General features: G+C 40.8%; 19 protein-coding genes. 8 read left to right on the top strand and 11 right to left on the bottom strand.

Annotated elements, in window-relative coordinates; translation table 11 throughout:
• Positions 1–11 precede the first annotated feature (11 nt).
• Positions 12–4,286, top strand: a complete 4,275-nt coding sequence (locus A3860_RS05435) for a phosphorylase family protein (protein WP_081145530.1) — start codon at positions 12–14, stop codon at positions 4,284–4,286.
• A 1,234-nt stretch (positions 4,287–5,520) separates the two neighbouring features.
• On the opposite strand, the gene A3860_RS05430 is transcribed toward A3860_RS05435, so the two are convergent.
• Together A3860_RS05430 and A3860_RS05425 are read right to left on the bottom strand one after the other, a co-directional pair.
• Positions 5,521–6,381, bottom strand: a complete 861-nt coding sequence (locus tag A3860_RS05430; RefSeq protein ID WP_081145529.1) for an NmrA family NAD(P)-binding protein — start codon at positions 6,379–6,381, stop codon at positions 5,521–5,523.
• An 85-nt stretch (positions 6,382–6,466) separates the two neighbouring features.
• Positions 6,467–7,066 (bottom strand): Crp/Fnr family transcriptional regulator, encoded by a 600-nt coding sequence (locus A3860_RS05425; RefSeq protein ID WP_081145528.1) that lies wholly within the window; start codon positions 7,064–7,066, stop codon positions 6,467–6,469.
• Positions 7,067–8,088: 1,022 nt separating this feature from the next.
• Between A3860_RS05425 and A3860_RS42055 the strand changes: the two genes are divergently transcribed.
• The 3 genes from A3860_RS42055 (at position 8,089) to A3860_RS05410 (ending at position 9,543) form a co-directional block, all read left to right on the top strand.
• On the top strand, positions 8,089–8,220 hold the full coding sequence (locus A3860_RS42055; protein ID WP_262497282.1) for a hypothetical protein: 132 nt from the start codon (positions 8,089–8,091) through the stop codon (positions 8,218–8,220).
• Between the two features lie 317 nt (positions 8,221–8,537).
• On the top strand, positions 8,538–9,164 hold the full coding sequence (locus A3860_RS41600) for a site-specific integrase (protein WP_216823384.1): 627 nt from the start codon (positions 8,538–8,540) through the stop codon (positions 9,162–9,164).
• 22 nt (positions 9,165–9,186) lie between these two features.
• A complete protein-coding gene (locus tag A3860_RS05410; RefSeq protein ID WP_081145526.1) occupies positions 9,187–9,543 on the top strand; it encodes a hypothetical protein in 357 nt (118 codons plus the stop codon).
• Between the two features lie 65 nt (positions 9,544–9,608).
• On the opposite strand, the gene A3860_RS05405 is transcribed toward A3860_RS05410, so the two are convergent.
• Together A3860_RS05405 and A3860_RS05400 are read right to left on the bottom strand one after the other, a co-directional pair.
• Positions 9,609–10,154: a hypothetical protein gene (locus A3860_RS05405; protein WP_081145525.1), complete on the bottom strand. Its 546-nt coding sequence runs from the start codon at positions 10,152–10,154 to the stop codon at positions 9,609–9,611.
• Positions 10,155–10,265: 111 nt separating this feature from the next.
• A complete protein-coding gene (locus tag A3860_RS05400) occupies positions 10,266–10,772 on the bottom strand; it encodes a YrhB domain-containing protein (protein WP_158085143.1) in 507 nt (168 codons plus the stop codon).
• Between the two features lie 387 nt (positions 10,773–11,159).
• Between A3860_RS05400 and A3860_RS05395 the strand changes: the two genes are divergently transcribed.
• The 3 genes from A3860_RS05395 to A3860_RS05385 all read left to right on the top strand — a co-directional run bounded on the left by A3860_RS05395 (position 11,160) and on the right by A3860_RS05385 (position 15,940).
• The gene (locus A3860_RS05395; protein ID WP_158085142.1) at positions 11,160–14,033 is read left to right on the top strand and encodes a TonB-dependent receptor; all 2,874 of its coding nucleotides are present in this window, start codon (positions 11,160–11,162) and stop codon (positions 14,031–14,033) included.
• 174 nt (positions 14,034–14,207) lie between these two features.
• Positions 14,208–14,537 carry an Imm32 family immunity protein gene (locus A3860_RS05390; RefSeq protein WP_081145522.1) on the top strand — a complete coding sequence of 110 codons (330 nt, stop codon included), beginning with the start codon at positions 14,208–14,210 and terminating at the stop codon, positions 14,535–14,537.
• Between the two features lie 827 nt (positions 14,538–15,364).
• A complete protein-coding gene (locus tag A3860_RS05385; RefSeq protein WP_081145521.1) occupies positions 15,365–15,940 on the top strand; it encodes a hypothetical protein in 576 nt (191 codons plus the stop codon).
• A gap of 376 nt (positions 15,941–16,316) precedes the next feature.
• Here the strand turns inward: A3860_RS05385 and A3860_RS05380 are convergent, their stop codons facing one another.
• The 4 genes from A3860_RS05380 to A3860_RS05360 form a co-directional block, all read right to left on the bottom strand.
• Complete coding sequence (locus tag A3860_RS05380; RefSeq protein WP_081145520.1) at positions 16,317–16,994, bottom strand: arginase family protein; 678 nt, start codon at positions 16,992–16,994, stop codon at positions 16,317–16,319.
• Positions 16,995–17,291: 297 nt separating this feature from the next.
• Positions 17,292–18,293: a ScyD/ScyE family protein gene (locus A3860_RS05375; RefSeq protein WP_081145519.1), complete on the bottom strand. Its 1,002-nt coding sequence runs from the start codon at positions 18,291–18,293 to the stop codon at positions 17,292–17,294.
• A gap of 510 nt (positions 18,294–18,803) precedes the next feature.
• Positions 18,804–19,910 carry a prolipoprotein diacylglyceryl transferase gene (locus A3860_RS05370; RefSeq protein ID WP_081145518.1) on the bottom strand — a complete coding sequence of 369 codons (1,107 nt, stop codon included), beginning with the start codon at positions 19,908–19,910 and terminating at the stop codon, positions 18,804–18,806.
• 560 nt (positions 19,911–20,470) lie between these two features.
• Positions 20,471–20,857, bottom strand: coding sequence for a DUF302 domain-containing protein (locus tag A3860_RS05360; RefSeq protein WP_081145516.1), 387 nt, complete (start codon positions 20,855–20,857; stop codon positions 20,471–20,473).
• A gap of 192 nt (positions 20,858–21,049) precedes the next feature.
• Here A3860_RS05360 and A3860_RS05355 point away from each other — a divergent pair, with 192 nt between their 5' ends.
• Positions 21,050–21,421: a thioredoxin family protein gene (locus A3860_RS05355; protein ID WP_081145515.1), complete on the top strand. Its 372-nt coding sequence runs from the start codon at positions 21,050–21,052 to the stop codon at positions 21,419–21,421.
• A 51-nt stretch (positions 21,422–21,472) separates the two neighbouring features.
• Here the strand turns inward: A3860_RS05355 and A3860_RS05350 are convergent, their stop codons facing one another.
• From A3860_RS05350 to A3860_RS05340, 3 genes are all read right to left on the bottom strand, one after another.
• On the bottom strand, positions 21,473–21,652 hold the full coding sequence (locus A3860_RS05350; RefSeq protein WP_143773953.1) for a hypothetical protein: 180 nt from the start codon (positions 21,650–21,652) through the stop codon (positions 21,473–21,475).
• A 47-nt stretch (positions 21,653–21,699) separates the two neighbouring features.
• Positions 21,700–22,014, bottom strand: coding sequence for a rhodanese-like domain-containing protein (locus A3860_RS05345; protein ID WP_081145513.1), 315 nt, complete (start codon positions 22,012–22,014; stop codon positions 21,700–21,702).
• Between the two features lie 192 nt (positions 22,015–22,206).
• Positions 22,207–23,004: a sulfite exporter TauE/SafE family protein gene (locus A3860_RS05340; protein WP_081145512.1), complete on the bottom strand. Its 798-nt coding sequence runs from the start codon at positions 23,002–23,004 to the stop codon at positions 22,207–22,209.

The following is a 23,004-nucleotide window of genomic DNA, read 5'->3' as shown; positions in this document are numbered from 1 at the left end:
GGTGGGTCAACATGCGCAGGAATCTACATACAGGCATAATTGAATTTGGAAAAAAGATAACCAACACCGATACAGATGTTTTTTTGTTGCTGGCCAGGAAAGCGGCATGTTTTACCGAATGTTTACAGGAGTTAGGATTGCTAAAGCTAAATGGCCATGTAACCACCGACAGGATATTGGACATGAATCTGAAGTGGCTAAAGGGTAAAAGAATTACAATTGTGGATGATGCTATAGTGTCTGGCACAACGATTTTTGAAACGATCAATGTTTTAAAAAAAGCAGAAGTTGCGGCGATACAGGTTACAGTAATATCCGTTAACAAAGATTGGTATACGCCGGAACTGCTTCTTGACGAAAATGGAAATTCCTATTTGCAGGAGCCATATTTAAAATTAAAGAATGACGAGTGTATTAAACTCTGTTCAGACATTGTAACGGCATTATCTATATTTCCACGGCCTTATGCGGTAGATTTTCCGCTTTATACGCGCATCAGGGTCCCTGAAAGTGTGTTAGATAATGCCCTAATCAATTCCTGTTGGGATTGTGATGAAATCACTTCCAGCCTTCAGAAACTGAATTCTGTCATCTCACTGACTATTACTCCTAACAAGTTTTTTCTGGAGAAATTGGATGAGGATCTCGGGTTTCAAATTTCGGGCACCTCCATCTGCAAATTGAGGTTGTATGGTAAGCTTATAGAAAACAACCGCAGTACCTATTCACGGTCCCGGAAAGTAGCTGTATCTAATCTTACAACAAGGAATGTTTACCATCTCAAGATACTGCCAATTGTAATCTTAAAACCAATAAGCGCTGTTGCTGTTAATGATATCTTCAATTCCATTTTAAGCCATTTTGGTGATGAGGTGGAAATTCTTACCGAATGTTTTACCAGTTCACAATCAAAGCTTCGACTGATCCAGCATATTGCTGCTCATTATCTGGGCAGGATCTGGGTACAGGAGATTGCAAGGTTAACTGACAGTAAGATTTCGCTACATCAGGATAATCGGGCCCTGGAATTTTTATATCCCCCTCGCATGGTTACGATCGTTAGGGCCATTTTCTCACAGGCTGACAATATTTTTAAAGCTGCCACTTTTACATCGGGAACCCATTACGATTTAAACAATACAAAGTTTGAAAGCCAGATAAAGGAAGTGAATTTGTTAAGCATCAATGCAAAGCTGGCAGAACCATTTATTGATCTGTATTATTCGAAGGAACTAAAGTCAAGAGAGCTTGTAAAGAAACATCACAAGGAGGTATTTAATAACGAGGAGTACAAAACTATTCTTACAAGGCTGAAAAAAGGTTTTTCTGTTACGTACCTGCAAAACCTTGTGTCTGACTATGCCAGTTGTTATGATACAGAGAAGCTGGTATCACTTTTCCTGGATCGGTCTATAGACATGGGTATCGTTGTGCCTATTACAGGCGAGGAGAATGGCATTCTTTTCAGAGCTTATCGTCATGGTGAAGATGTTATTTTCAGCGAATTGGAAGAGAAGGTCTGTATTCTTATGTTGGAAGAGTTTTCGAAAAGTGCTAACCGGACTACAATTCCACATATCTGGACAGAAAAGTTACTTGTACTGTTATTGAAGATAGGTGTACATAAAAAACTTTTGCGTGAATTTATTTATGATAATCCCCCGAAAGGAGTTTATAGGATTGTTAGTGTAAAGAATTTTATGTTTGGGCAGGTGGCGGCAGAGCAGGTGATGGAAAATGACAAGCAACTTAGTCCTGTATATCTGAATGAAGACCAGAAAAGCCAGTGGCTCTCAACCATTCTTCTTGAAAAGAAATACCTGTCGGAAGCAGAAGATGATTTTTATAAGGTAGAAGAGATTGATGCGTCGGATGTGAATGCAAATATCAGAATGGAAGCAGAAAATATAGGCGATATTTTTGGTATGCTGTATGCTAATGAGGAAATGCCCCGGCTGGTTCAAAAGGATATGGTGATTTTGACAAGCTGCCTTAATCCAAACGATATTGCTGCTTCTATGGCTGCTGAAATTTCGATCTTTAAAAATCGTTGGAAGCGGTACAAAGAATCTGTTAATTTGCAGGCAAGGAACCAAAAGCAGTATTACACTATCATTAGAGATTTAAGGCATAAAAATAAAATGTGGACGGCTGTTAATAGCGGCCAGGACAAATTTGTTGACTTTAAAACAAAAAGAGGACATCAAATAATAGAAGATATAACAACAGGCTTGTTAAATGTAAGCAAAGTAACGGCGAGGAATTGGCGGCAGTTTTGGTCGGAAAATATGGAGTGGGATGAGAATAGTATTGATGAGAACCTTAAAGTTTTAATTGACAGGCAGGCTGCTTGGTTATTTAAAGCAAATATATACCTCAGGATACTGGATTCGCTATTCAGGAAGTTGTTACAGTTGTCGGGTGAAGATAAACTTACCTTAAATTATTTTAACACCCAGTTGGAATATCAAAGTCAGAATGTTGCTAATCTTCGCAGACAGGTAAAAGACAGTAAACTCCAGAAAGAAAACAATCCCCTTCATGAAAGGTTACAACAGGAGCTTAGAAAAGCAAGTTATTCAAAGGACAAAATTGCAGATGAGATAAAAGATATTATTCAGGGTTTTGAGCCAGTCGTAGAAGAAGTTAATGGTTTGATGTCCTTGCTTGAGCAGCATACAGGTGAAAATGTTATAACAATTAAAAAATATATAAATGACGTCCGGCTTACTTTAGCGTTAGAGGAAATAAATGCATTTAAAAGCAGGCGTTTTATTAGCACTACCTTGCGTAAACTCGATGAATTGCATGATGATGCCAGGCTAATATTGGAAAAAGTTGATTTAATAGTGTCTCCCTTTGGAAAGGTGGAGTATGCGGCCGAGTACCCACATGCTTTTTGGGTACATTATGATTACGTAGACGATTATAACCGTCGGCAAATTGATCATATTATTTCTGAAGTGCTGTTAGAATTTGAAAAAGAAATATTCCGGTATAAAGAGCAAAACAATCTGCCGCCTTCTTTTTATGCTGTTTCAGAAGGTAAAAATAAACTTAACAGCGGCAGGTTAATTATTGGAAGAGGCGCATTTGCGAAAAGGCGATTGATAGAGCTGATAGGCAGAATTTCGGCTGCTATAAAAGGAAAGTGTACGTACTTTTTTGTACTTTTCACTGATCTTCCTTCCAATTCCACAATTACAGTACAGGCTAAAAATAACAATAATATTAAATTTGGCTTTTTCTTCGATAGGGCAGAACCTGTTGTTGAGCATTTGACTAATCTTACATGCCGGCCAGTTTTCGCTACCGTTTCATTGTCAAAAGATCAGCATGACGTATTGGTAAATGATATTGAAAAGGATTCCGGCAGATTGATCAATTTTTCAACTTCAGGCATTGTCACTATAAATTCAACTATCACAGAACAAATCATAATTGGATATTTCGATATGGTACAACCTGTTTCGGAAACTTTTGATATTGGGATAATTACAATTGTTCCGCCTGAGAAAAGGGCTATTGATAAAATCCTCAAAAATTTCAAGGCTGAACATGGAAAGAAAACGGTTAGAAAGTATAGCAAAGGTACATTGCAGGGATTGGGCGGCATTCAGCATTCTGTTGTAATGACTCAGCAATTGATCCAGGGCAATGAATCGGTAGCGCCCGCCTACAGGGATATTGTAGATGAATTTAATCCAAAGCTAATGGTTCTGTTTGGGGTGGGCGGATGTATTGATGATAAAATGAAATTATGTGACGTTTGTATTGCGAACCAGGTTATAGATTATGACAAAAGAAAGGAAGTAGCGGATGGTGAGATAAAGGAGCGTGGTAGCACATACAGGGTTTCTGCCAAGTTGCAGATCTTTATTAATGAATTTTTTAACGAGTATGGGGAATTTTGCAGGTTAGAAGCAAGCCCGGATTCTCTTGAAAAAACATTTTTGGTTCAGCCCGGACCAATTGGATCCGGGAATGCAGTAGTGGGCAACCCTTCTTCTGCAATTAAGCTATGGCTAAAAAATTTCAACAGCAAGACACTAGCGCTAGAAACTGAAGCTGTGGGGATGAGTAATACTTTTTATGAAGAAGAATTAAACCATGTTGTTGAAAGAATAGGGGTGCTTATTATCCGGGGAATTTCTGATCATGCTGATTTTGACAAAGACGACAAATGGCGGATTCCGGCTTCAGAGAATGCGGCTATTGTATTGGAGAAGCTGGTTGGTTTATTGCCCGATCTAAAAACCCTTTTGCCTAAGCAGGACCGGATATGATTTGTACAGTTAAACCCTGTATTCTCTTGCCTTAAAAAACATTTCGTTTCCTTTTCTCCTATTTTAGTATGGTAAATAATTTTTGCTAGAAAACTTATTGCAATGCAATATAGATACAACTGTCATATTTTGATTTTCTCAATCTTGAAAATCTTGCCTGGGATTTGATTTAGGCAAGAGAAACGAGTAAAAATAATATTAAAGATAAAGGGACGATTTAGTTTAGTCTTCGTGGCAGTATTGCATTGTAATAAATTAGAGATTAGTACCCTTTTGTTAGTGCGAAAACTCTTCTCAACAGTTTTATTTATCTTTATAAAATAATATCAGTTCTTATATTGTCAAAAATCACAAGCGTCATCCATTGAGTATTCCATTTTGCAGCACTCAACTAACTGACTAACAATAAGGAGTAGAGTAGGTTCACATCCCTCTCTCTCCGCGGAAAATCGAAACGTCTTCAAGTTGTTGAATTTGAAGGCGTTTTTTTGTTCGAATTATTATCAGCAATTTATTCTTCTTTACATTAAGTGTTGGCTATCAGATCATTAACGGGTTCGAAGTGTTGCAAAGAAATTAGTTTTTCTATTGCCCGGCTACCGACGGTTCCAAGCAACATTAAGCTTCGTCGTTGATGCTTCGCACCCGATGAAGCTTACTTGGGTTGCATATCACAGGTCCTAATTTGTTAGACGTTTAAATTTTGTATATAAACCAAATGCTGTAACCCAGATTACGGCTGACGCGATACTTTTAAAATAAACCATATGCTACGACAAGCAACTCTGTATAGAACCTCATCAATCAGGGGCGTGGAATTTTAAAAAAGTGATCAGGTTCCGTCATGCAATATTTCATATAACTTGAAAATGTCTCTCCTGTACAGTTAACAGAGGAACCCGGCAGTGATTTATTGAATATACCGGCAATAGATGCATCCTTGTAATCGACTACAGTGATCGAAGGAGTTTTTCCCGCCAGCTTCTGGGATAGCAACTGCTGAAATTTTTCTTCTCCACCTTTCCTCCCTATCACCCAAAAACCATCGTTGTGATAAACAAAATAATAGCTCTCATATCAATTCGTTTTAATTGAGTTTTTGGTTAAGTATACAAAAGAGCCGGATTATTTAAAGTTAATCAATTAAATGTTTTAGTAACATGCAGGTATATTAAAATGCCGTGTCTCACCAATGAAGACACGGCCGGGAAAAAGTGGTAGTTTTCTTTTCCGCTTAATTATGGCTGATGAAATAATCCTTAAAATCACTGGCAAAATCTTCTACTGACCGGGCCGGATGCCCTGTTAGTAACTGAACATTTTTAGTGGAGGTATTGGCAACACCGTTAGAAAATCCCTCATTCAATTCAATATAGCCATCTACTATGAACTCAGGAAAACCCATGCCCATCATGGCTTGTTTGGATGCTTCATGAGAAACCGGCACGTAATTCACCTTTTTACCCAATTTTTTTGAAAATGTTGTGGCAACATCTTTCATAGATACCGGCGCCGGTCCGGTAAGAACGTATTCTTTACCTTCTTCTGCTTTTCCGGTTAAAGCACCCAGGGCACTTTCTGCCACATCCCGCACATCAATCATTCCAACTTTGCCATCAGCCCAATCCCAATAAATGCTCCCATCCTGCTGTACAGTGGATGCAGCCATCAGAAGATTTTGCATAAAAAAGGTGGGCCTGATGCTGGTCCAGTGAAGACCTGAGGCTTTGAGCGCATTATCCACTTCATCTATCTGCTGAATGATCCTTGATCCTTTACTGCCAAAAGCCGAATGCCTTACCACAAACGAATTGGTTCCCACCCGTTTAATGGCGTTAATGACGTTGATACCCTGGGTGGCCGCTGTGGGCCCATTCCACAAACAGAAATATACCTGGTCAATGTCTTTCAAAGCGCCATCAATGGTTTCCGGACGATCCAGGTCGCCGACATAAATTTCCGCACCGGCTTCTTTAAGCGCCTGTGCTTTTTGTTCGTGGTGCACAAATGCACGAACCTTCTGACCTGATTTTATTAATGCTGGAATGAGGATAGAACCGGTATTCCCGGTTGCACCGATTACTAATGTTTTCATAATTATCAATTTTTGTTTACATAAAATTGGTAATTGTAATTACGAAATCACTTAACCCAGGTTAAGAAAAAAAATGACGGGGAATTTAATGTTTAGTTAGTTTTCTGCGCAGGCGGCTCAGCGACTGGGGTTCTATATTCAGGTAGGAAGCAATGTCCTGAAGTGGAATGCGGTCAAAAATCTCCGGGCTTTTTTCAATTAAGCTAACATAACGTTCCTGCGGCGTCATGGTTCTCAATTCTTCCATTCTTCTTGCAGAACCGGTGGCTCTGCGGGTCATTTTTACTATATACCATTGCTTGAGCCTAGGTATTGTATTCTCCAACATCTGAAAATCTTCTTTGGAAATTTCAAGCAGTTCGCAATTCTCTATGGCCTGGATGTAATTAGTTGCTGCATGGCCGGAGTAATAACTGTCGATATCGGCAACCCACCAATCTTCCATAGGGAAAAAAAGAATCCGCTCATGGCCTTTTTCATCTATTACATAAGTACGCAGGCAGCCTTTATTTACATACGCTTTATGCCTGCAAATGGTACCGGGCTTTACATAAAAATCTTTTTTGCGAATGTATTTGACTTCGAAACATGACAACAGCATGTTGAACTCTTTTTCATTCAGTCCAAATGTGTCTTTGAAGAGGATTGTAAATTTCGGATCAATAATATGCGGTTCAATGCTCATCAGGTTTAATTTGGAAATGAGTATATACCCATTTTATGTCGTTCTTTAATATACTACATTTTTCTTATATAATCAACTGAATAGATCCTGTGGGTTGCATAAATACACAAAAAAAGGGCTGACCTTGATTATGGCATGTCGGCCCCCATTGCGGCAATATCTTTTTATTTGTTACTTAATTACCGGAGGATTTTACTGCTACCTGTTTCCTCACCTGCCAATACGATGTTCACGTATGCGTTTTGTCATTCACAAACTTTGTCATATTCTAATAAGTACCATGTTTCTTTTAAATAAGGGTATCAGGCAAGAGAATAGTCGCATATTCAGGGGACGTAGGTCTTCCTGCCTCGTAGCCCGATAGTCAAAAGGAGTAAATGGGTTGATATATGTCGAAGAGCATCCGGATAAACGATCAGCATTAATCCGTGAAAAGAAATTAAAGCGGGGCAAACCTGAATATTTGAATGTCTGGTCAACCAACCCACTAACATTATATTTAAATGAATATTCCCAGACATGGCCCGGCTGAGCCAAGACGAGCTCAGGTTCGGTTAGCTTAGACATCCGGCGGATTTTATAATTTTCAGTAAAATTTTCTTTGAAATACCCTTTTTGTTCGAACACAATCCCCATCACCGACAGATATGTCTTTTTCAAGTTAATGATTGAATTTTTATCAAATACTCATTGTGGAAATCTATAATATTATTGAGCTCCTCAATAAACCGGTTCGAAAGTTGTAACCTACAGCCCGCTAGCCTCAGTTAATTGAGATAAAACTTAAAGTAATAAAACCTGCAAAATCAATGATTTGCAGGTTTTTTGCTTTTTAGGCATACCTGATTTTACTGCACTTTATGGATGTAGTTTTTCGGAGTCATCCGTGGAGTCATACCGGATTTTATAAAGACTCCAGAAACTTAACTCAAGACGCTGTTTATTAACACTTTGTAAGAACTGAACTCGATTTTTAACTGCCCCATTGGGGTAATTTTAAACTATTAAATGAAGCGTCATTTATGGAAAAGAGTTTCGGTTTGTTCTTTCACCTCAAAAGCACCAGGAATTACAAGGGCGTGGGCGAATTGCCAATTTACCTGTGCGTAACAGTGGATAAGATTAGTCGCGAAATAAGTACCAAACGGAAGTAGGACCCGGCAAAATGGAATTCCGATTCTAGGGCAGAAGGCAAAACGGAGAACGTATAGTCCCTCAATTCTTACCTGGACCTGTTACAGCGGAAAGTGTATGAGGCCCGGAAGCAATTGCTACATAATGGTTATCCGGTAACTGCCGAGAATATTAAAACCGTTTTTCATGGGCAGGAAATCCAGACGCATAAGTACATGTTGATGCAAGTGTTTAAAAAGCATAATGACCAGATGGCGGAGTTGGTAGGTCTGGAATATGCACCCGGTACCATGGAACGGTTTCAAACTGCTTACCGGGATACATTATCCTTTTTGCAATGGGGAAGTACAAGGAAGACGATATTGATATCAGTAAGCTGGACTATGAGTTTATAAGCGAATACGAGTTTTGGATTAAGAGTGTACGGAAGTGCAACCACAACTCCACCATAAAGTACCTGACCAATTTCCGGAAGGTGATCAACCGGTGTGTGCGGCATGGCTGGCTGGCGCAGGACCCGTTTGCCAATTTCAAAATGACTCTGCGGGAAGTGGAACGAATAGCCCTAACAGAAAAAGAATTGCAAACCCTGGTTGCCCAACAATTTCCCACCGACCGCCTGCGAGTGGTGGGCGATATTTTCCTGTTCAGTTGTTATACCGGCCTGGCCTACGCCGATGTAAAGAAGCTCAAACGCTCCGAGATCATAATCGGTGTTGATGGCGAACAGTGGCTGGTTAGCCCAAGGCAGAAAACAGATATCTCTGCCCGCATACCCTTATTATCCGCTGCCCTTACAATTATTAGCAAGTACAAAGACCACCAACACTGCCAGGAAAAAGACCTGGTGCTGCCCATACTGAGCAACCAGAAGATGAATGCTTACCTGAAGGAAATAGCTGATGCGGAATACAAAAAACGCTTACTTACCACATTGCCCGGCATACGTTCGCAACTACTGTAACGCTTACTAATGGGGGTTTGATGTGACAAAGCTTTTAACGAAATTAAGAAATTCGCATGATGGTTGGATTTCAACTTATTTGTTTACTGATGTGGGACGGTATTTTGAAGAGATAGACTATGTAATTAATTATGCTGTATATAAATATCTGAGAAGCTCGGGATGGGTGTTTCAAAGAAGCTCGCTAGGCAGGCTTCCTAAAAAGTATAGAAATATAGGCCAAGGTGTTTTTGAAAGCGGGGAATGTCTTTCTAAAAAACAAAGAGCAAGTTCGGGAATTCCTTTAAGTAGTGATATTTATAAACTTAGGTTGAGAGAGGAAAAGGAGGAGCAAAAAAGCAAATCGAATAAAAATAAGAAAGCGGCAGCGCAAGGTTGATTTAATTTAACTATGCTGTATCATTTAGGTGAAATCGATACTGTCTTCAAAAACTTAGATTCGCTTTAAGTTTTAATAGGGATATTCTTGTTATGTTTTAGGTCAAGCATATAGAGTATGCGGTCCATTTCTGAAAATGACCAGGAGCGTTCACCAGCTGTAATTCTCAATTTTTCTAGATAGTTTAAATAATGCAAAATTTGTTGATCAATCACCTTGTCATTTCTTGGATCAGTTGACCTTAACTCCGAACCATACAGAATTCTGTAGGCGCGTTGATCAATTATCTGATAAACATTTGGGTTGCGAAATCTTAGTATTGTTGATGCCATTGGCAGACGAATGCCGGGCGTTTTCAAAAGTGCTTTTAATATATGCCTGGTAAATTCTGTATCTAAAATGTTGTTTTTTAAAACCTCCGAGTTTAACGATTCTAAAGTTTCAGGATTAATTTGTGCATAGCGATTAATCTTCCATAGCACAATCTCGTTGATTAATTCTTGAGTGAAGGTCTGAGAGTGAGCCTGATCTAATTTAATAGTTAGTAGTGGTTGGTAGTCGTAGTCGTCATTATTATATGAAATATCATCTATGTCTTGCAATACCTTCATGGCGTTACTAATTTGGTAGTGTGATTTTTTAAAGCGTTAAATGTCTTTTAACAGACGGTTAGCAGAAATATGCCTGGAATTGATAACGGTAACGTGCCTTACTCAATATTTCTAAAGATCAAGTGCTTTTCTGATGGAGCATTTTATGTTGAATTCGGCTAACTTTTCTTGAGCCGTTAACAGCCGGTTGTACGAGCCGGCATCTATTAATAATGAGTAGTTCGATTTTAATTTAACGACGTCTGCCATGGTTAAATTCATGCATTTTTTTAGAGATGCCAGGAGCTGGGTATTATCATATATGTCATGGTCTAAATGAAGCTGCCACAGCTTAAATTCTTCTTCATGGATTTCAGTCATGGATTCGAGTGAATAGGACGTAAAATACGTGGCAATTTCACCGCTTAATTTTGAAATAAATAGGGGACAATTGCCGGCCACAGCGTACTTCATATCGCCAGTTTCTATAAACTTTTTTGAAGTATAACAAAATATCCATCCATACCACTTTTCTACGGTTTCAGATTCTAAAATCACTAACTCTATGTCGCCATGGGATAATGCTTTAATTTGTTGCTCTGCTATTATTCTTGCCTGTTCGAAAGTAATTTTTGTCAAAGTGGTCAAATTGAATGGCTAAAATACAAAACCTGGCGATTTCGCACAGCAGAGCTTTATCGGTCAGCTTAGCAGCCTGAAAGAAGTATTAAAATAATGGTATCGTCAAACAACAATTAGATAGGGGAGAACCTCCCGGTATCAGGCATATATTTATGTATTCAGAAGCGGGAGAAACCTGTCACCATCCAGTGTATTGAAAACACACTCAGAGAAGGACTAAGAACCCCTGCCTCTGTGCTCAGTAGATACCCAGCCACCTTGCAAGCCAGGGTTCACGAAGTTCGTCGCACGCTGGAGTTAGTTTTTTTACTTCTTTGAATATAGTTAACTTAACGCTAACAATTACTTGTAATTATGAGAAAAACACTGCTGCTGATATGCCTTGTGCTATCCTCCTGCCTGCTATATGCCCAGAAAATGATCACCGGCAAAGTTGTGGATGCGAAAACAGGAACTCCGCTAGCGGGCGCCACAGTAAAGAGCCGCATCGGCAAAGCGGGGACTTCTACGAACAACGATGGTGTTTTTAATGTCCAGGTAGGGGCGGCCAATGATATTTTGGAAATAAGTTTCATCGGGTACAGCCCGCAATCCTTCCCGCTCAACGGCCAATCCGAGGTTACGATCGCCCTCCAACCCGCCTCCACCACTTTGTCGGATATCGTCCTGGTGGGAAACCGTGGTGCCGGAAGGGCTAAAACGGAAACACCTGTTCCGGTGGATGTCATCAAAGTGAATCAAGTGGGTCTGCCGACGGGTAAAATGGAGCTGACCTCCCTGCTTAATATGACAGCACCATCTTTCAATTACAATAAGCAAAGCGGGGGTGACGGCGCCGATGCCATCGACCTCGCAACCCTTCGGGGCCTGGGACCCGATCAAACGCTGGTTCTCATCAATGGCAAACGCCGCCATCAGACTGCATTCGTAGCATTGTTCGGCACGCGCGGCCGGGGCAATTCAGGAACCGACCTGAACGCCATCCCGGAGGCATCGATCGACAGAGTCGAGATCCTACGGGACGGCGCCTCCGCGCAATACGGGTCCGACGCCATAGCAGGGGTAATGAATATCATTTTGAAAAGGGATGTAAACCACCTTGCTGTGACCGCCGGCTATTCCGCCTATTATGACCATAAATACAATTCTCTCAACAGCGTTCAACCTAGTCAATATGTCAAGGGAAACTGGTTTGACGGGCAAACATTCACATTTGGACTTAACCACGGATTTTCTATAGGCCCTAATAAAGGATTCCTCAATTATTCCCTTAACTTCCTGAGCCAGGGTAAGACCTTTCGTCAGGTGCCGGACACCACTATATTTTCAAATTCGAAAGCACTCCCTGTTAACAACGTGCGCAGGGCCATGGGCGACGCCTCCGTCACTTCGGGCGGGCTCATGCTTAATTCAGAGATCCCCCTCACCGGCACAACCAGCTTCTATGCATTTGGCGGGTACAATTATAAAAACTCCAATGCCTATGCTTACTCCAGGAATTTCACCGGGCATCCGGAGCGGTTCCCCAACGATGGCAATGGAAACCTGATCTTCGTACCGGGTATCATGCATTTTTCCGGCCCTGCCTCTATCTCCTATACCAGTCCTGTGAATATTAATTCGGCTGCTGATATCTATTACAATCCCATCGAAGACGTCCATATAACCGACGCATCTTTGGCGGTCGGCTTCAAGGGAACAGCCGATGAGTGGAATTGGGACATCAGCAATACGGCAGGAGGCAATAATTTCCATTACTACGGTGACGGAACCTTCAATTCCTCGCTCGGAGCGGCCGGCGCAACCAAAAACCATTTCGATGACGGCGGATTCTATTTTTTCCAGAACACGACCAACCTTGATCTCGATAAGCGATACAAAGACGTTGCAGAAGGAATGACCCTTGCCTTTGGCGCTGAATTCCGGTATGAGCAGTATGCGATCTACAAAGGAGAAGAAGCCTCTTACGCGAATTACAGCACCCAACCCGTCGCCTATCCGAACGGAGATACTACCTATCCCGCTACAGGCGCGCAGGGTTTTCCCGGTTTTCAGCCGTCGGATGTGCACAAGGCCAACCGTTCCAACGTAGCAGGTTATGCGGATGTAGCCATTGACATTACAAAGTCCTGGCTGGTGGACGGCGCCGTTAGGCTGGAGAACTATTCGGACTTTGGATTCGTCAATACCTATAAACTGGCCACACGTGTCAAGCTGTCCAACAACGTCAACCTCCGGGGCTCCGTGAGCACGGGCTACCGCGCCCCTTCCCTGCAGCAGATCAATTTCAGCAATACAGAAAGTAATGTGGTTGCAGGTGTTCCATCGCTGGTGAAAATCGCGCCAAACTATAGCCCCATAACCCGGGCGGCAGGCATCCCGGATCTTAAGCAGGAGAAATCGGTGAATGCCAGCATGGGCGGTACCTGGAAGCCGGTGAATAACTTTACCCTGACCATAGACGGGTACTTCGTGAAGATCACGAACAGGGTCGTCCTTTCCGGTACGTTCCAGGCAACAGACGCTACGCTCAATTCCAATCTAACCAATACGCTCCAGGCATTGAAGGTCAATAGCGCGCAATTTTTCGCCAATGCCGTCAATACCTCGAATTACGGGCTGGATGTAGTGGCAGATTGGAAACAGAATTGGGGCAGGAACAAACTCAGCGTTCTGCTTGCTGGAAATCTTCAGCACATGAATATCGACAAGGTCAACGTGCCTGCGAAGCTGAATGATACTTATCTGCATCAGCAGACCTTTTTCAGCGGAAGGGAACAATACTTTGTAAAGGCCTCGGCTCCACCCGCCAAGATCAGCCTCAACCTGCAGTACGATGTCAATAAATTTACGGCAGGCACCCATTTCACCTACTTTGGAAAGATCAGGCTGGAAGGATATGGCTATTCAGGAGAAAATTCATTGACAGGGACAGGGAAGCAGGGCGACCCCGATCTGATAGGAACGGGGATCACGCCTGTTGTCAACCTGGGAGCGGATCAATCCGGCCCGCTGGTGCCTGAGATCTTTAACTACAATGGTAAAGTGGTTTCTGACTTGTTCTTTTCTTACAGGTTCTCCAAAACAGTCAGCCTTTTCTGGGGAGTGGACAATATCTTCAATGTGCATCCCGATCTGGGGATCGTACCCGGCGCCAATGCCCAGGCATATGACGGTGAAACAGGCGGCCCATGGGACGCCGTGCAAATGGGTTATAACGGCATGCGCCTATTCGCGAAGCTGGCTGTAAATCTATAAGGCGGTTTCAAGCTTTCGAGGATCGGACATTGGGAGTCAATTCGTCTTGCGCGAAAATACAAAATGACCCCCTGGGTCCATTGCCCCGGTCAGCGGCACGTATTGTGGCATCGTAGCAGTTTTCTGCTGTTGGCTGAAGAATATCATTTAATTCAAATTATTCGACTTAGGACAATGAAAAAATTCAAATCAGAAATTACTGGGCACCTGGACATATTTGTAACTGAAAACGAGGACGAATTAAATGGTGAAAAAATGCGGTGGAAGGAAATATTAATTCACGGTGATCCTGACGGACTAAAATCATTTGCTAAACTTTTAATAAAGATAGCCGACCTCAACCAGGATAATGTTGACGAACTTCCAATAGGCGCAAGAGAGCACATTCACCTGCGACCAAAGTTTGACTTATCAAACAGTTCAGAGATGGTAATTGTGGGGAGGCTTGACGCGAAAGGGAATGGTGTTTTTTACGACCGCTATATTTCAAAAGATAACTGTTGACAACAAATGGATGGATCGGGTTGAAAAGTTGGGGATCAGGTTGAATTCCTGGGTGTATCCGAACAATCATTATACATGGAAATGATATGAGAGGGAAGGTTCCTAAAAAATTCAGTTGGCACGTTACTATAGATCATTCGGAAGTAGGTATCCAATTTTCAGTACTAACAATATTATATCCCGGTATCACTATAGTGTATCCGACATTCATTATGTTGTATCCAGATCTCATTATGGAGCGTCAGTAAGCAACATTGTGGTGTCATTGGCTACGAATTCGCCGTTCCGGCCTAAGATTGGACCATAACAAAGGGAGGTATAGCCCAATCTTTGCCTGGGATGATGAAAATCCATTCGGGTATGATGAAAATCGAGTCTGGTATGATGAAATTCCATTCAGGTATGACCCAACCCGGGGCTGCAATGCTCTAAAGATGGTCGGGTAAGTCGAAAAGTTGAATCAAAATGCGACATAGTTATATCAAAATGCGGCATCCGAAGCCTGGTAAGCCGAAAAGTCTTTTTGTAAAAGGGTTTCTGAGCAGCAGTCCGGTTATTGGCCCACTTTAGTATCACAATAATCAGTATTTGGGTTATACACTTGTAAGTGCATGGTAAACTACTGTAAGCTTTCCTCTTCGTAAAATCCCCTGGTAAAGTTTCGTAATGCATAAAATATCTGATCTTGAAGGGGTATTCTAAGGAACTTATTAAAAAATGGCCAAATATTTGCTATTATGGTTGTTCGATATAATTACTAAATCCAAATTTACCATTAGCTAACGTTAATGAAGGATTTAGAAGCCCGTAACCCTTAATAGTATTTCATGAAAGTTTATTTGTTCTTTATTTTGAATTTAATTGCTGTAGCCTCCCTGGCTCAGCAAAAACAAACGGTTGAACCAGCTGACACAGTCCTGGCAACATATTTACAACGTCAATTTTACTCCGAATCTTTTGTAGACACCTGCTATACCGGAATTCATTTTCTGGAAATTAGTTTCTCATCGGGATCGATGTCCACATTTATTTCAGGCAATTTAAATTCCGTTTATAAAAGGCGCATTGAAAGCCTGCTTGCTGACCCGCTAAAGATATGGGATAAGCGCTATGTTGCATATTGCAAAAAGAATAAAATTCACATCGTACTACCAATTTTATTTGTTATAAATGCAAACTGTTACAGGTTGAAGGACTCAAACAATCCTGTAGATCCTGTAGATCCTGTGAGCAAGGCGACTGTAAATGAGTTAGCAGTCAAAATGTTGAGTAGTCAAACTTTATCACTAAAGCAATCTTTTAATCAAATTGGGCTTGAGCAAAAAGGAAAAGCTACCAATTGCATATTGGTAGCTCCCTGTACTATTAGCAGCAGGTTAAACAAGCAAAATGTAATGATGTGAGAACTGACTAACAATAAGGGGTAGGGTGGGGTCATTCTTCTCTCTCCGCATTAAAATCTTAACTTATAAAGCGCTGAATTTCAGCGCTTTTTTTGTGCGCTTTTTAGCTACTAATGCCAGCTTATAGACAATTTACAATAAAAGCAGTCCACCGGGAGTTTAAGTTTAATTACATAATTTCCCAATTCAACATATTGAATGTATTAATATGAGTACACCTGTTCAGCGTCTTAAAATTGGCGAAGGGAAAATAAGCGGCTATTCGTCGATATTCCTTGGTTTACTTTCCCTGACTGGCGTTATTTGTTTTAAATATCCGGAATGGCTCACCACACCGCAATTCAGAGAAATATACACAGGGGAGTCCATGAAGATATTATTGACGGCTTATTTTTCTTATAAGTTCAGCAACGTCAGATACTGAAGAACCAATGTTTGTCGGAAACATTGAAAACTCATATTCGGATTTATCTAAAACGTCTAAGTCAAGATGAATGTAAATATTTTTGAAATTCTTAATTTTATTTTGAACGTATTCATATTGACAATCTGTAATTGTTGTAATATTATGCTGTATGATATAGTTGCTTTCAGGCTCGTCTAAGTCTCTCAATCCAACATAACATATTTGTTCTGGTTTCAGTCTTGAAAACAGTAAGCCAATAAATTCTTCGTTCCCCTCTCCCAAAAGTGTTCGTAGTGGCATTCCGTGAAATGCCTTGCTTGGGGAGCTTTCTGGTGTATTCAAATCTGCGTGTGCATCTATATAAATGATACAAATGTCTTCCTTGTATATCTTGTTTAGATAGGAAATAGGTATGATTTCAATTCCACAGTCGCCACCAATAGTTGATATTTTATCAGGTTTACTGTTAATAATTATTTCTTTGAAAAACTTTGTCTGCTCAAGTATTGGTTCAAAGCATTTAATGTTGGCGATTGTTGTTAAGCCTTTCGTTGAAAGTGGGATAACTTTGGTGTCACTATCCTTGAAATATGAAATGAAAGTCTCTGCTCCCAATTTCAAATCATCTGTGAAACTGAGCCCCGCCACTGTGGATTAATTAAAATCATAATGTTATTTAGAGATTTATTTATTCGTTGAATGTATTTTAATACGCCCACTAAGGTAGTGCAAATACGAATCAAGTTAGTTTTTAGATCATTCAGTGGCCTTATAACCGTTAGTAAATATTTATCTGAAATGACCTTGATTCAACGTTGGCAACATAAGCCCAAATGTTTACAACTAATGTCAATATTAAAACGCCACATTGTGCGGCATACGTTCGCTACCACAGTAACGTTCACTAATGGGGTGCCTAATGATACGGTATTGCAGGAAGTGTTATTAAATTGGCCGTGCAAACGGCGAATCAGCGATGTTATCAATAGCCCATACTTCACCCTCGAGTGTCACGACGTAAGCGCTGTTACCGATGATTTCAAGTGAAGTAGGTATATCAAGTTTGTCGGCTACCATGGTGAATGTCCGGTCCGCGTTAACCAGCACGAGTGAGCCCGTATTAGGCAGCGCAGGCGAACCGTTCGGACCACCCCCGAAAACACCCTGCGACAGCGCAAAAAGCAACTGGCCGCGGCCGAACTCCACATCAACGAGTAACGGAGCTCCCGAGGCAACTTCTGTAATCGAAGAAAATTTATCATTTAATAAAACAACTTTCCCGTCTTCAGGATGGTGAGGCGCAGGACCTGCCTGGGCGACGTAGACCATATTGCCTTTAACCGCCAGGCCAGTGGGGACGATATCATCAAACTGTTGAACCAGTTTGATTTCACCATCAGGTGTAATGTGCAGCACCCGGTTAAGGTGACCATCAGTTACAAGAAAGCCACCGCGATAAAAGTCGATCGAATACAGCACTCCGGTTGCAACGTCGAATTCAAAGCCGGTTGGAGGATGGGCTATGTTGAAAGCGCCGATGTCTGCAATAACTTTAAAACTGTTCGGACCGTCAATCCGATAAATGCCGTTGACCTGGCCGGTCGGAAAAGTAGGATCATCAACCAGCGTAACAAGCGCGTAAGCGGTACCACCGATGAATATAACATCTGTAACCCCACCAATACCAACCTCGGGGATCAACTTAGGTAATCCACTGGCGAAGGCGGATCTAACGCCAGTCTTCGGGTCAATGCGATATATTACGCCCGCCTGGGCGTCAGGAACAAACAGATCGCCACCAGGGCCAGTCGTGCTGCCGAAACTGACTCCCAGTCCTTGCGCCAGCTGCCGGGGCACACTGGTTTCATTCTTATTTTTCTGACAAGCAAATAGCAGAAAAGAAATCGTTAGTAAGGCGAATGTCGCCTTGAAGAAGTTTGTGTACATAATCCTCGTATTTATAAGTGAATATTACTATTCATGGGGAATAGATTGGCCCAGATGATATCATTTATAAATCCTAAAGGAGTACAGCAAGAAAAAATGTTTTTTATAAGGAGGAGAAATGTGAAGTTTAAGTAAAGACAGACGCTTATTCCGACAGTGAAATTAATCAAATTGAACCAATATCAAAATTTATATATCAGAAAATTTATAGATGCAGATCAAGAAATGGCAACGATATGTAGTTCCAGGCGTCCGAACGATCCCTGTGGGCAAATTGTTCCAGTCCTACAGGAAATGTTGGCTAAAAATGTAAGTCGGTAGTAGATTATTGATTTGGTTAGGGTAATACAATTTCACACATTGTTTTTTATTCACTCGCTTTGTGTCTAAAGCTTTATCTTATCTGGTTTGGGGGTAGTATAAAGTTCTTCTGCAATTGATATCAATGTGTTCAGGGTGACCCTTAGCAAATACATACCGGCATGTACGTCTCCCACAAAATGCATCACTTTATGTTGGCTCAATATTATATTTCCTGCTTCGATAAAAAAATATGATAAACAGTCCGGTAATGAGTAAAATAATTGAAATGATCTCAGATTGCGCCGGGTGAATAAAGCCCCAATCATAGCGATAATTAACTTTTACCTTTTCTATGGAGAACCTTTCAAGACCGTTAAGAACAAGATAGAGTCCAAAGAGGTGCATTCCGGGTTTTAATTTTTTTCTAAGCCACCAGAGTAGTATAAAAAGAAAAATGCAAATTACCGCTTCATACAATGAGGTTGGAAATACTGACATGGGAAGCATATGACAATACTTGCCAACGCAACCGCTGATAGGAATACCTTCATTATTTACGTTATGGTTGAAATTCATTGCAAAAAGCCAGGTTGGCAATCCTGATGGTGCCGTTACATAGGCATACGGTACATCGGTGACAGTCCCGAAATTTGTTAAGTAGTAATCCGTCGCGTTTAAAATTGCCTGATTATATTCATTTGCGGTGATGGCTTTCAAAGAAGCGTCAGGCGCACTTATGTAAGCACTATTAAAAATGCCCCAATCGCCGTCGCCGGAAAAGTGGCAACCTAACCTTCCAATCCCATAACCAAGCATAAGCGCAGGAGCTATGGCATCGCAAAAATGAATGAAATTAATTTTATGTTTCCTGCAATGATTAAAGATCAATAAGGCCGCCACAATTAAACCGCCATAAAAAGTAAGGCCACTACCAGATAACAGGCTGCTGATAGGATCGGCTGTAAATTGATCCCACGATTCCAATGCATTAAAAACCTTCGCACCTACCAGGCCGCCTATAGCTGCAATGAGAACAACTTCTCCTACTCTTTTATGCGGATATACAGGAACAAGGTCCTGGGTGTTCGTTGTAATATCGCCTTTCGATAAATATTTTTTAGCTTTCGGTAATGGCAGGAGTTCAGGTTGCAATAGCCCAGTGGCTTCTTTACGGCGCAATTCTTTTTGTAAAAGATACGCTGCTGCAAGAAAAGCCAATGCTACAAAAAAACCAAAGGTTTTAAAAAGGCCCAGAAAGGACGGGACGTTTGTTTTGAAAACCTGTTCAAATAAATACTGAAGATCAGGATACATATGTTAGTTTGAAGAGCCTGCAACTCGTTAAAGGAAGAAGTTGTCGAGAAGGCATAAGTGCAATAAAATTACCCGAAATAGGATTATTGACTGATAAAATATTAAATTCTAATAGTCTTCTAATATTCATAAAACAAGACCACTGAATATTCCTTATTCCGCATGAAGGTTTTCAATAAACATTATATATGCAACCTGAATTTTGTATTTAACGATCAGGTGCTACCCTTAACTCCCAGCTTGTTCAGGATCAATTTCAGCGGGCAAAACTTTGTAACAGAAGACTGTAACAGGTTCAGAGGTATAGCCAACATTTCCTTCACTGGTAAAACTGAAGATGATTGCCGAATTGTATTCCTCTTCACCGCTACTGAACCAGTTATCTACAAGGCTGGCTTTATGCCCATCTTTTTTACAGGTTGCTAAACAGATTGATATGGATCTTGTATAGCGTACAGTCGTATTCATATAACAGCAAAGGCCGCCTATTTAGCAGGCGACCGTTGCTGTTCGCTTTTTTACTACGGGTTAACTTTGCGGATGGTGCATTGTCATTCACTTTAAATATTAGCTATTACTTTTTGTAGCTTTTGGCCGATTTCGTTGGCAAGTAATGATAGGCGCTCGTTATTCACAACGTCCATAGCGTTCATTGGGTTGATTGCTGACACTTCTACCCCGCCGTTTTCATGTTCCTGTACCAGGATGTTGCATGGCAGCATCACGCCGATTTTATCTTCCAGTTGCACAGCTTCATAGGCAAGTTTCGGATTACAGGCGCCCAGAATTGTATATCTCCTGAAATCAACTCCTATTTTTTCTTTAAATTTTTCTTTTAGATCAATTTCGGTAATGATCCCGAACCCTTCTTTCTTTAATTCGTCTGTTACCTTATTGATAGCTTCCTGAAAACTTATTTGTAGCTTTTTGCTAATGTTGTAATTCATAATTATGATTTTAAAGCCCGGTTTCCGGACGATTAGATGTAATGATTAAAAACCAAACATAAATGTATGCCGTTGCTTCAGTCGTGACTTTTATCACTTCTGGCTACCTTGATTTGGTTTGAGCTTTTAGTGTGACTCATATCACGAATCAGAGAAACAGCAGAAAGTAGCTTTGGAGTAAACAATTTAAACATGGCGACAATACAAATGACAACGCAGGATTTTAAAGATAAAGTTTTCAACTATGAAGTAGAAAAGGACTGGAAATACAAGGGAAAGATTCCGGCTATGATCGATTTCTATGCCGATTGGTGTGGCCCCTGTAAGATGGTGGCTCCTGTGTTGGAAGATCTGTCCAAACAATTTGAAGGGCAGTTATTAATTTACAAGGTCAATACTGAAACGGAGCAGGAACTTGCCGCTGTATTCGGTATCCAAAGTATTCCAACATTTCTTTTTATCCCGGTGGAAGGAATCCCTGTAATGCAACCGGGAGCGTTATCGAAAAAAGTATTTCAACAGGTAATTGAAGAACGATTATTGCAAAAAGATCCGCAGCAATAAAGAAACCCCGACGGCGCCGTCGGGGTTTTTCTTTGATTTGCCAGAAACAATTTATTTCTTATCAACATTACCATCATGATATATTTTGCTTTTAGGCAGCCTGACATTTGTTGCGCATCCCTCAATGCCGCATCCTGCATTGGCAAAAGCCATAAATGTTACAAAAGCACCGGCCAGGTAAAGGAGGTATTCACCGGTTGATACACCCCGGATAAAAATTGCAATTCCCATAATTAGCCTAACCCAGCGGAAAAACGTCCACCTCTTAAAGTATGCTATCATTTTATTCCGTATTTATTTTTGAATGTGATCCATGAACCGCCGTTATATGCCTCTATGCCGGCATTTTGCAACAGGCTTTTTGCAATAGCACTACGGCTGCCGCTTCTGCAAACGGTAATTATTGGTTTGTTTAATTTTTTCAGCTGATTTAGTTGTTGTCTGATAATATCAAGTGGCACATGCCTGGAATGCTGGATATGGCCGGCATCATATTCATTTTTCGTTCGCACATCCAGGATGACAGCTCCATTTTTCAATATCATTTCCAGGTCTGTTTTAGAACCGAATAATTGTTTTATTAAGGATATCATAAGTTGAATTATTTTAATTATTGTAAGAAATCTGCTTATCTGTTACTGGTAGCGATAGCCACTTGCGCAATACACATAATAAGTTTCATTTTTATCCACTGAAGCCAGGTGTTCGTTTAAGGTATGGAGATACTGATGCAAATCTCTGATTAATCAACTATAAACATCGTGATCTGGGTCACACATAAAAGATCAGCTGGAGAAAATTTCTTTAACAATTATGATAACCCCCATAATAAGGATGAACCATCCAAATCCTTTCTTTAGATTTTCACTTTTTATTTTTTTACTAAATGCGCCGCCTATCAATATACCGGCAATAGCAATACCGGTTACCTTCAGTAAAAAGACCCAGTTGATCGAAATATGTCCAAGGTCCCCAAGGAAGCCTATTAAAGAATTTAAAGCGATGATAAACAGAGATGTGCCAATGGCTTTTTTCATAGAAAGCCCAATCAAAAAAACGAGTGTTGGAATGAGTAGGAAGCCACCGCCTGCGCCAAGTAATCCGGTAATGAGCCCTATCATGATACCATAACCAATAAACCCGAAAAAGTGGATAGATGATTTATTTTCCTTTTCTTTAAAATGCTGTTTGGGCTTACGGATCATGCTTACAGAAGCGAACAGCATGAGTAAAGCAAAGAGGAGCATCAAAATAAATGATGACGTAATAGGAAATCCCCCGATTTTTAAAATAGTGTTGGGTAAGGCAGGTACAATATATTTCCTAACGAGGAAGACGGTGGCTATAGATGAAGCGCCAAAAAAGATTGCTGCTTTTACATTGACCAGTCCTTTTCTGTAATTGCTGACAGCACCGACAATACTGGTGGAACCAACAATGAAAAGCGAATAAGACATAGCAACCAGGGGCTGTAATCCAAACAGGTACACCATAACGGGAACAGTAAGTATAGATCCGCCACCGCCGATCAACCCAAGCGAAATGCCAATCAGGAGAGCAGCTATATATCCGAAAATTTCCAT

Origin of the sequence: Niastella vici (genome assembly GCF_002077945.1) — a bacterium.
Taxonomy (GTDB): domain Bacteria; phylum Bacteroidota; class Bacteroidia; order Chitinophagales; family Chitinophagaceae; genus Niastella; species Niastella vici.
The sequence above is the reverse complement of the archived record's forward strand: the minus strand, read 5'-3'. Positions and strand labels throughout refer to the sequence as shown.

Excerpts from the sequence above, each read along its gene's own strand:
- A3860_RS05355 (WP_081145515.1), top strand. The coding sequence starts at position 21,050 with ATGGCGACAATACAAATGACAACGCAGGATTTTAAAGATAAAGTTTTC.
- A3860_RS05360 (WP_081145516.1), bottom strand. The coding sequence starts at position 20,857 with ATGAATTACAACATTAGCAAAAAGCTACAAATAAGTTTTCAGGAAGCT.
- A3860_RS42055 (WP_262497282.1), top strand. The coding sequence starts at position 8,089 with ATGGAAAAGAGTTTCGGTTTGTTCTTTCACCTCAAAAGCACCAGGAAT.
- A3860_RS05425 (WP_081145528.1), bottom strand. The coding sequence starts at position 7,066 with ATGAGCATTGAACCGCATATTATTGATCCGAAATTTACAATCCTCTTC.
- A3860_RS05345 (WP_081145513.1), bottom strand. The coding sequence starts at position 22,014 with ATGATATCCTTAATAAAACAATTATTCGGTTCTAAAACAGACCTGGAA.
- A3860_RS05340 (WP_081145512.1), bottom strand. The coding sequence starts at position 23,004 with ATGGAAATTTTCGGATATATAGCTGCTCTCCTGATTGGCATTTCGCTT.
- A3860_RS05405 (WP_081145525.1), bottom strand. The coding sequence starts at position 10,154 with ATGAAGGTATTGCAAGACATAGATGATATTTCATATAATAATGACGAC.
- A3860_RS05375 (WP_081145519.1), bottom strand. The coding sequence starts at position 18,293 with ATGTACACAAACTTCTTCAAGGCGACATTCGCCTTACTAACGATTTCT.
- A3860_RS05430 (WP_081145529.1), bottom strand. The coding sequence starts at position 6,381 with ATGAAAACATTAGTAATCGGTGCAACCGGGAATACCGGTTCTATCCTC.
- A3860_RS05370 (WP_081145518.1), bottom strand. The coding sequence starts at position 19,910 with ATGTATCCTGATCTTCAGTATTTATTTGAACAGGTTTTCAAAACAAAC.
- A3860_RS05385 (WP_081145521.1), top strand. The coding sequence starts at position 15,365 with ATGAAAGTTTATTTGTTCTTTATTTTGAATTTAATTGCTGTAGCCTCC.
- A3860_RS41600 (WP_216823384.1), top strand. The coding sequence starts at position 8,538 with ATGGGGAAGTACAAGGAAGACGATATTGATATCAGTAAGCTGGACTAT.
- A3860_RS05350 (WP_143773953.1), bottom strand. The coding sequence starts at position 21,652 with ATGGGAATTGCAATTTTTATCCGGGGTGTATCAACCGGTGAATACCTC.
- A3860_RS05390 (WP_081145522.1), top strand. The coding sequence starts at position 14,208 with ATGAAAAAATTCAAATCAGAAATTACTGGGCACCTGGACATATTTGTA.
- A3860_RS05435 (WP_081145530.1), top strand. The coding sequence starts at position 12 with ATGCGCAGGAATCTACATACAGGCATAATTGAATTTGGAAAAAAGATA.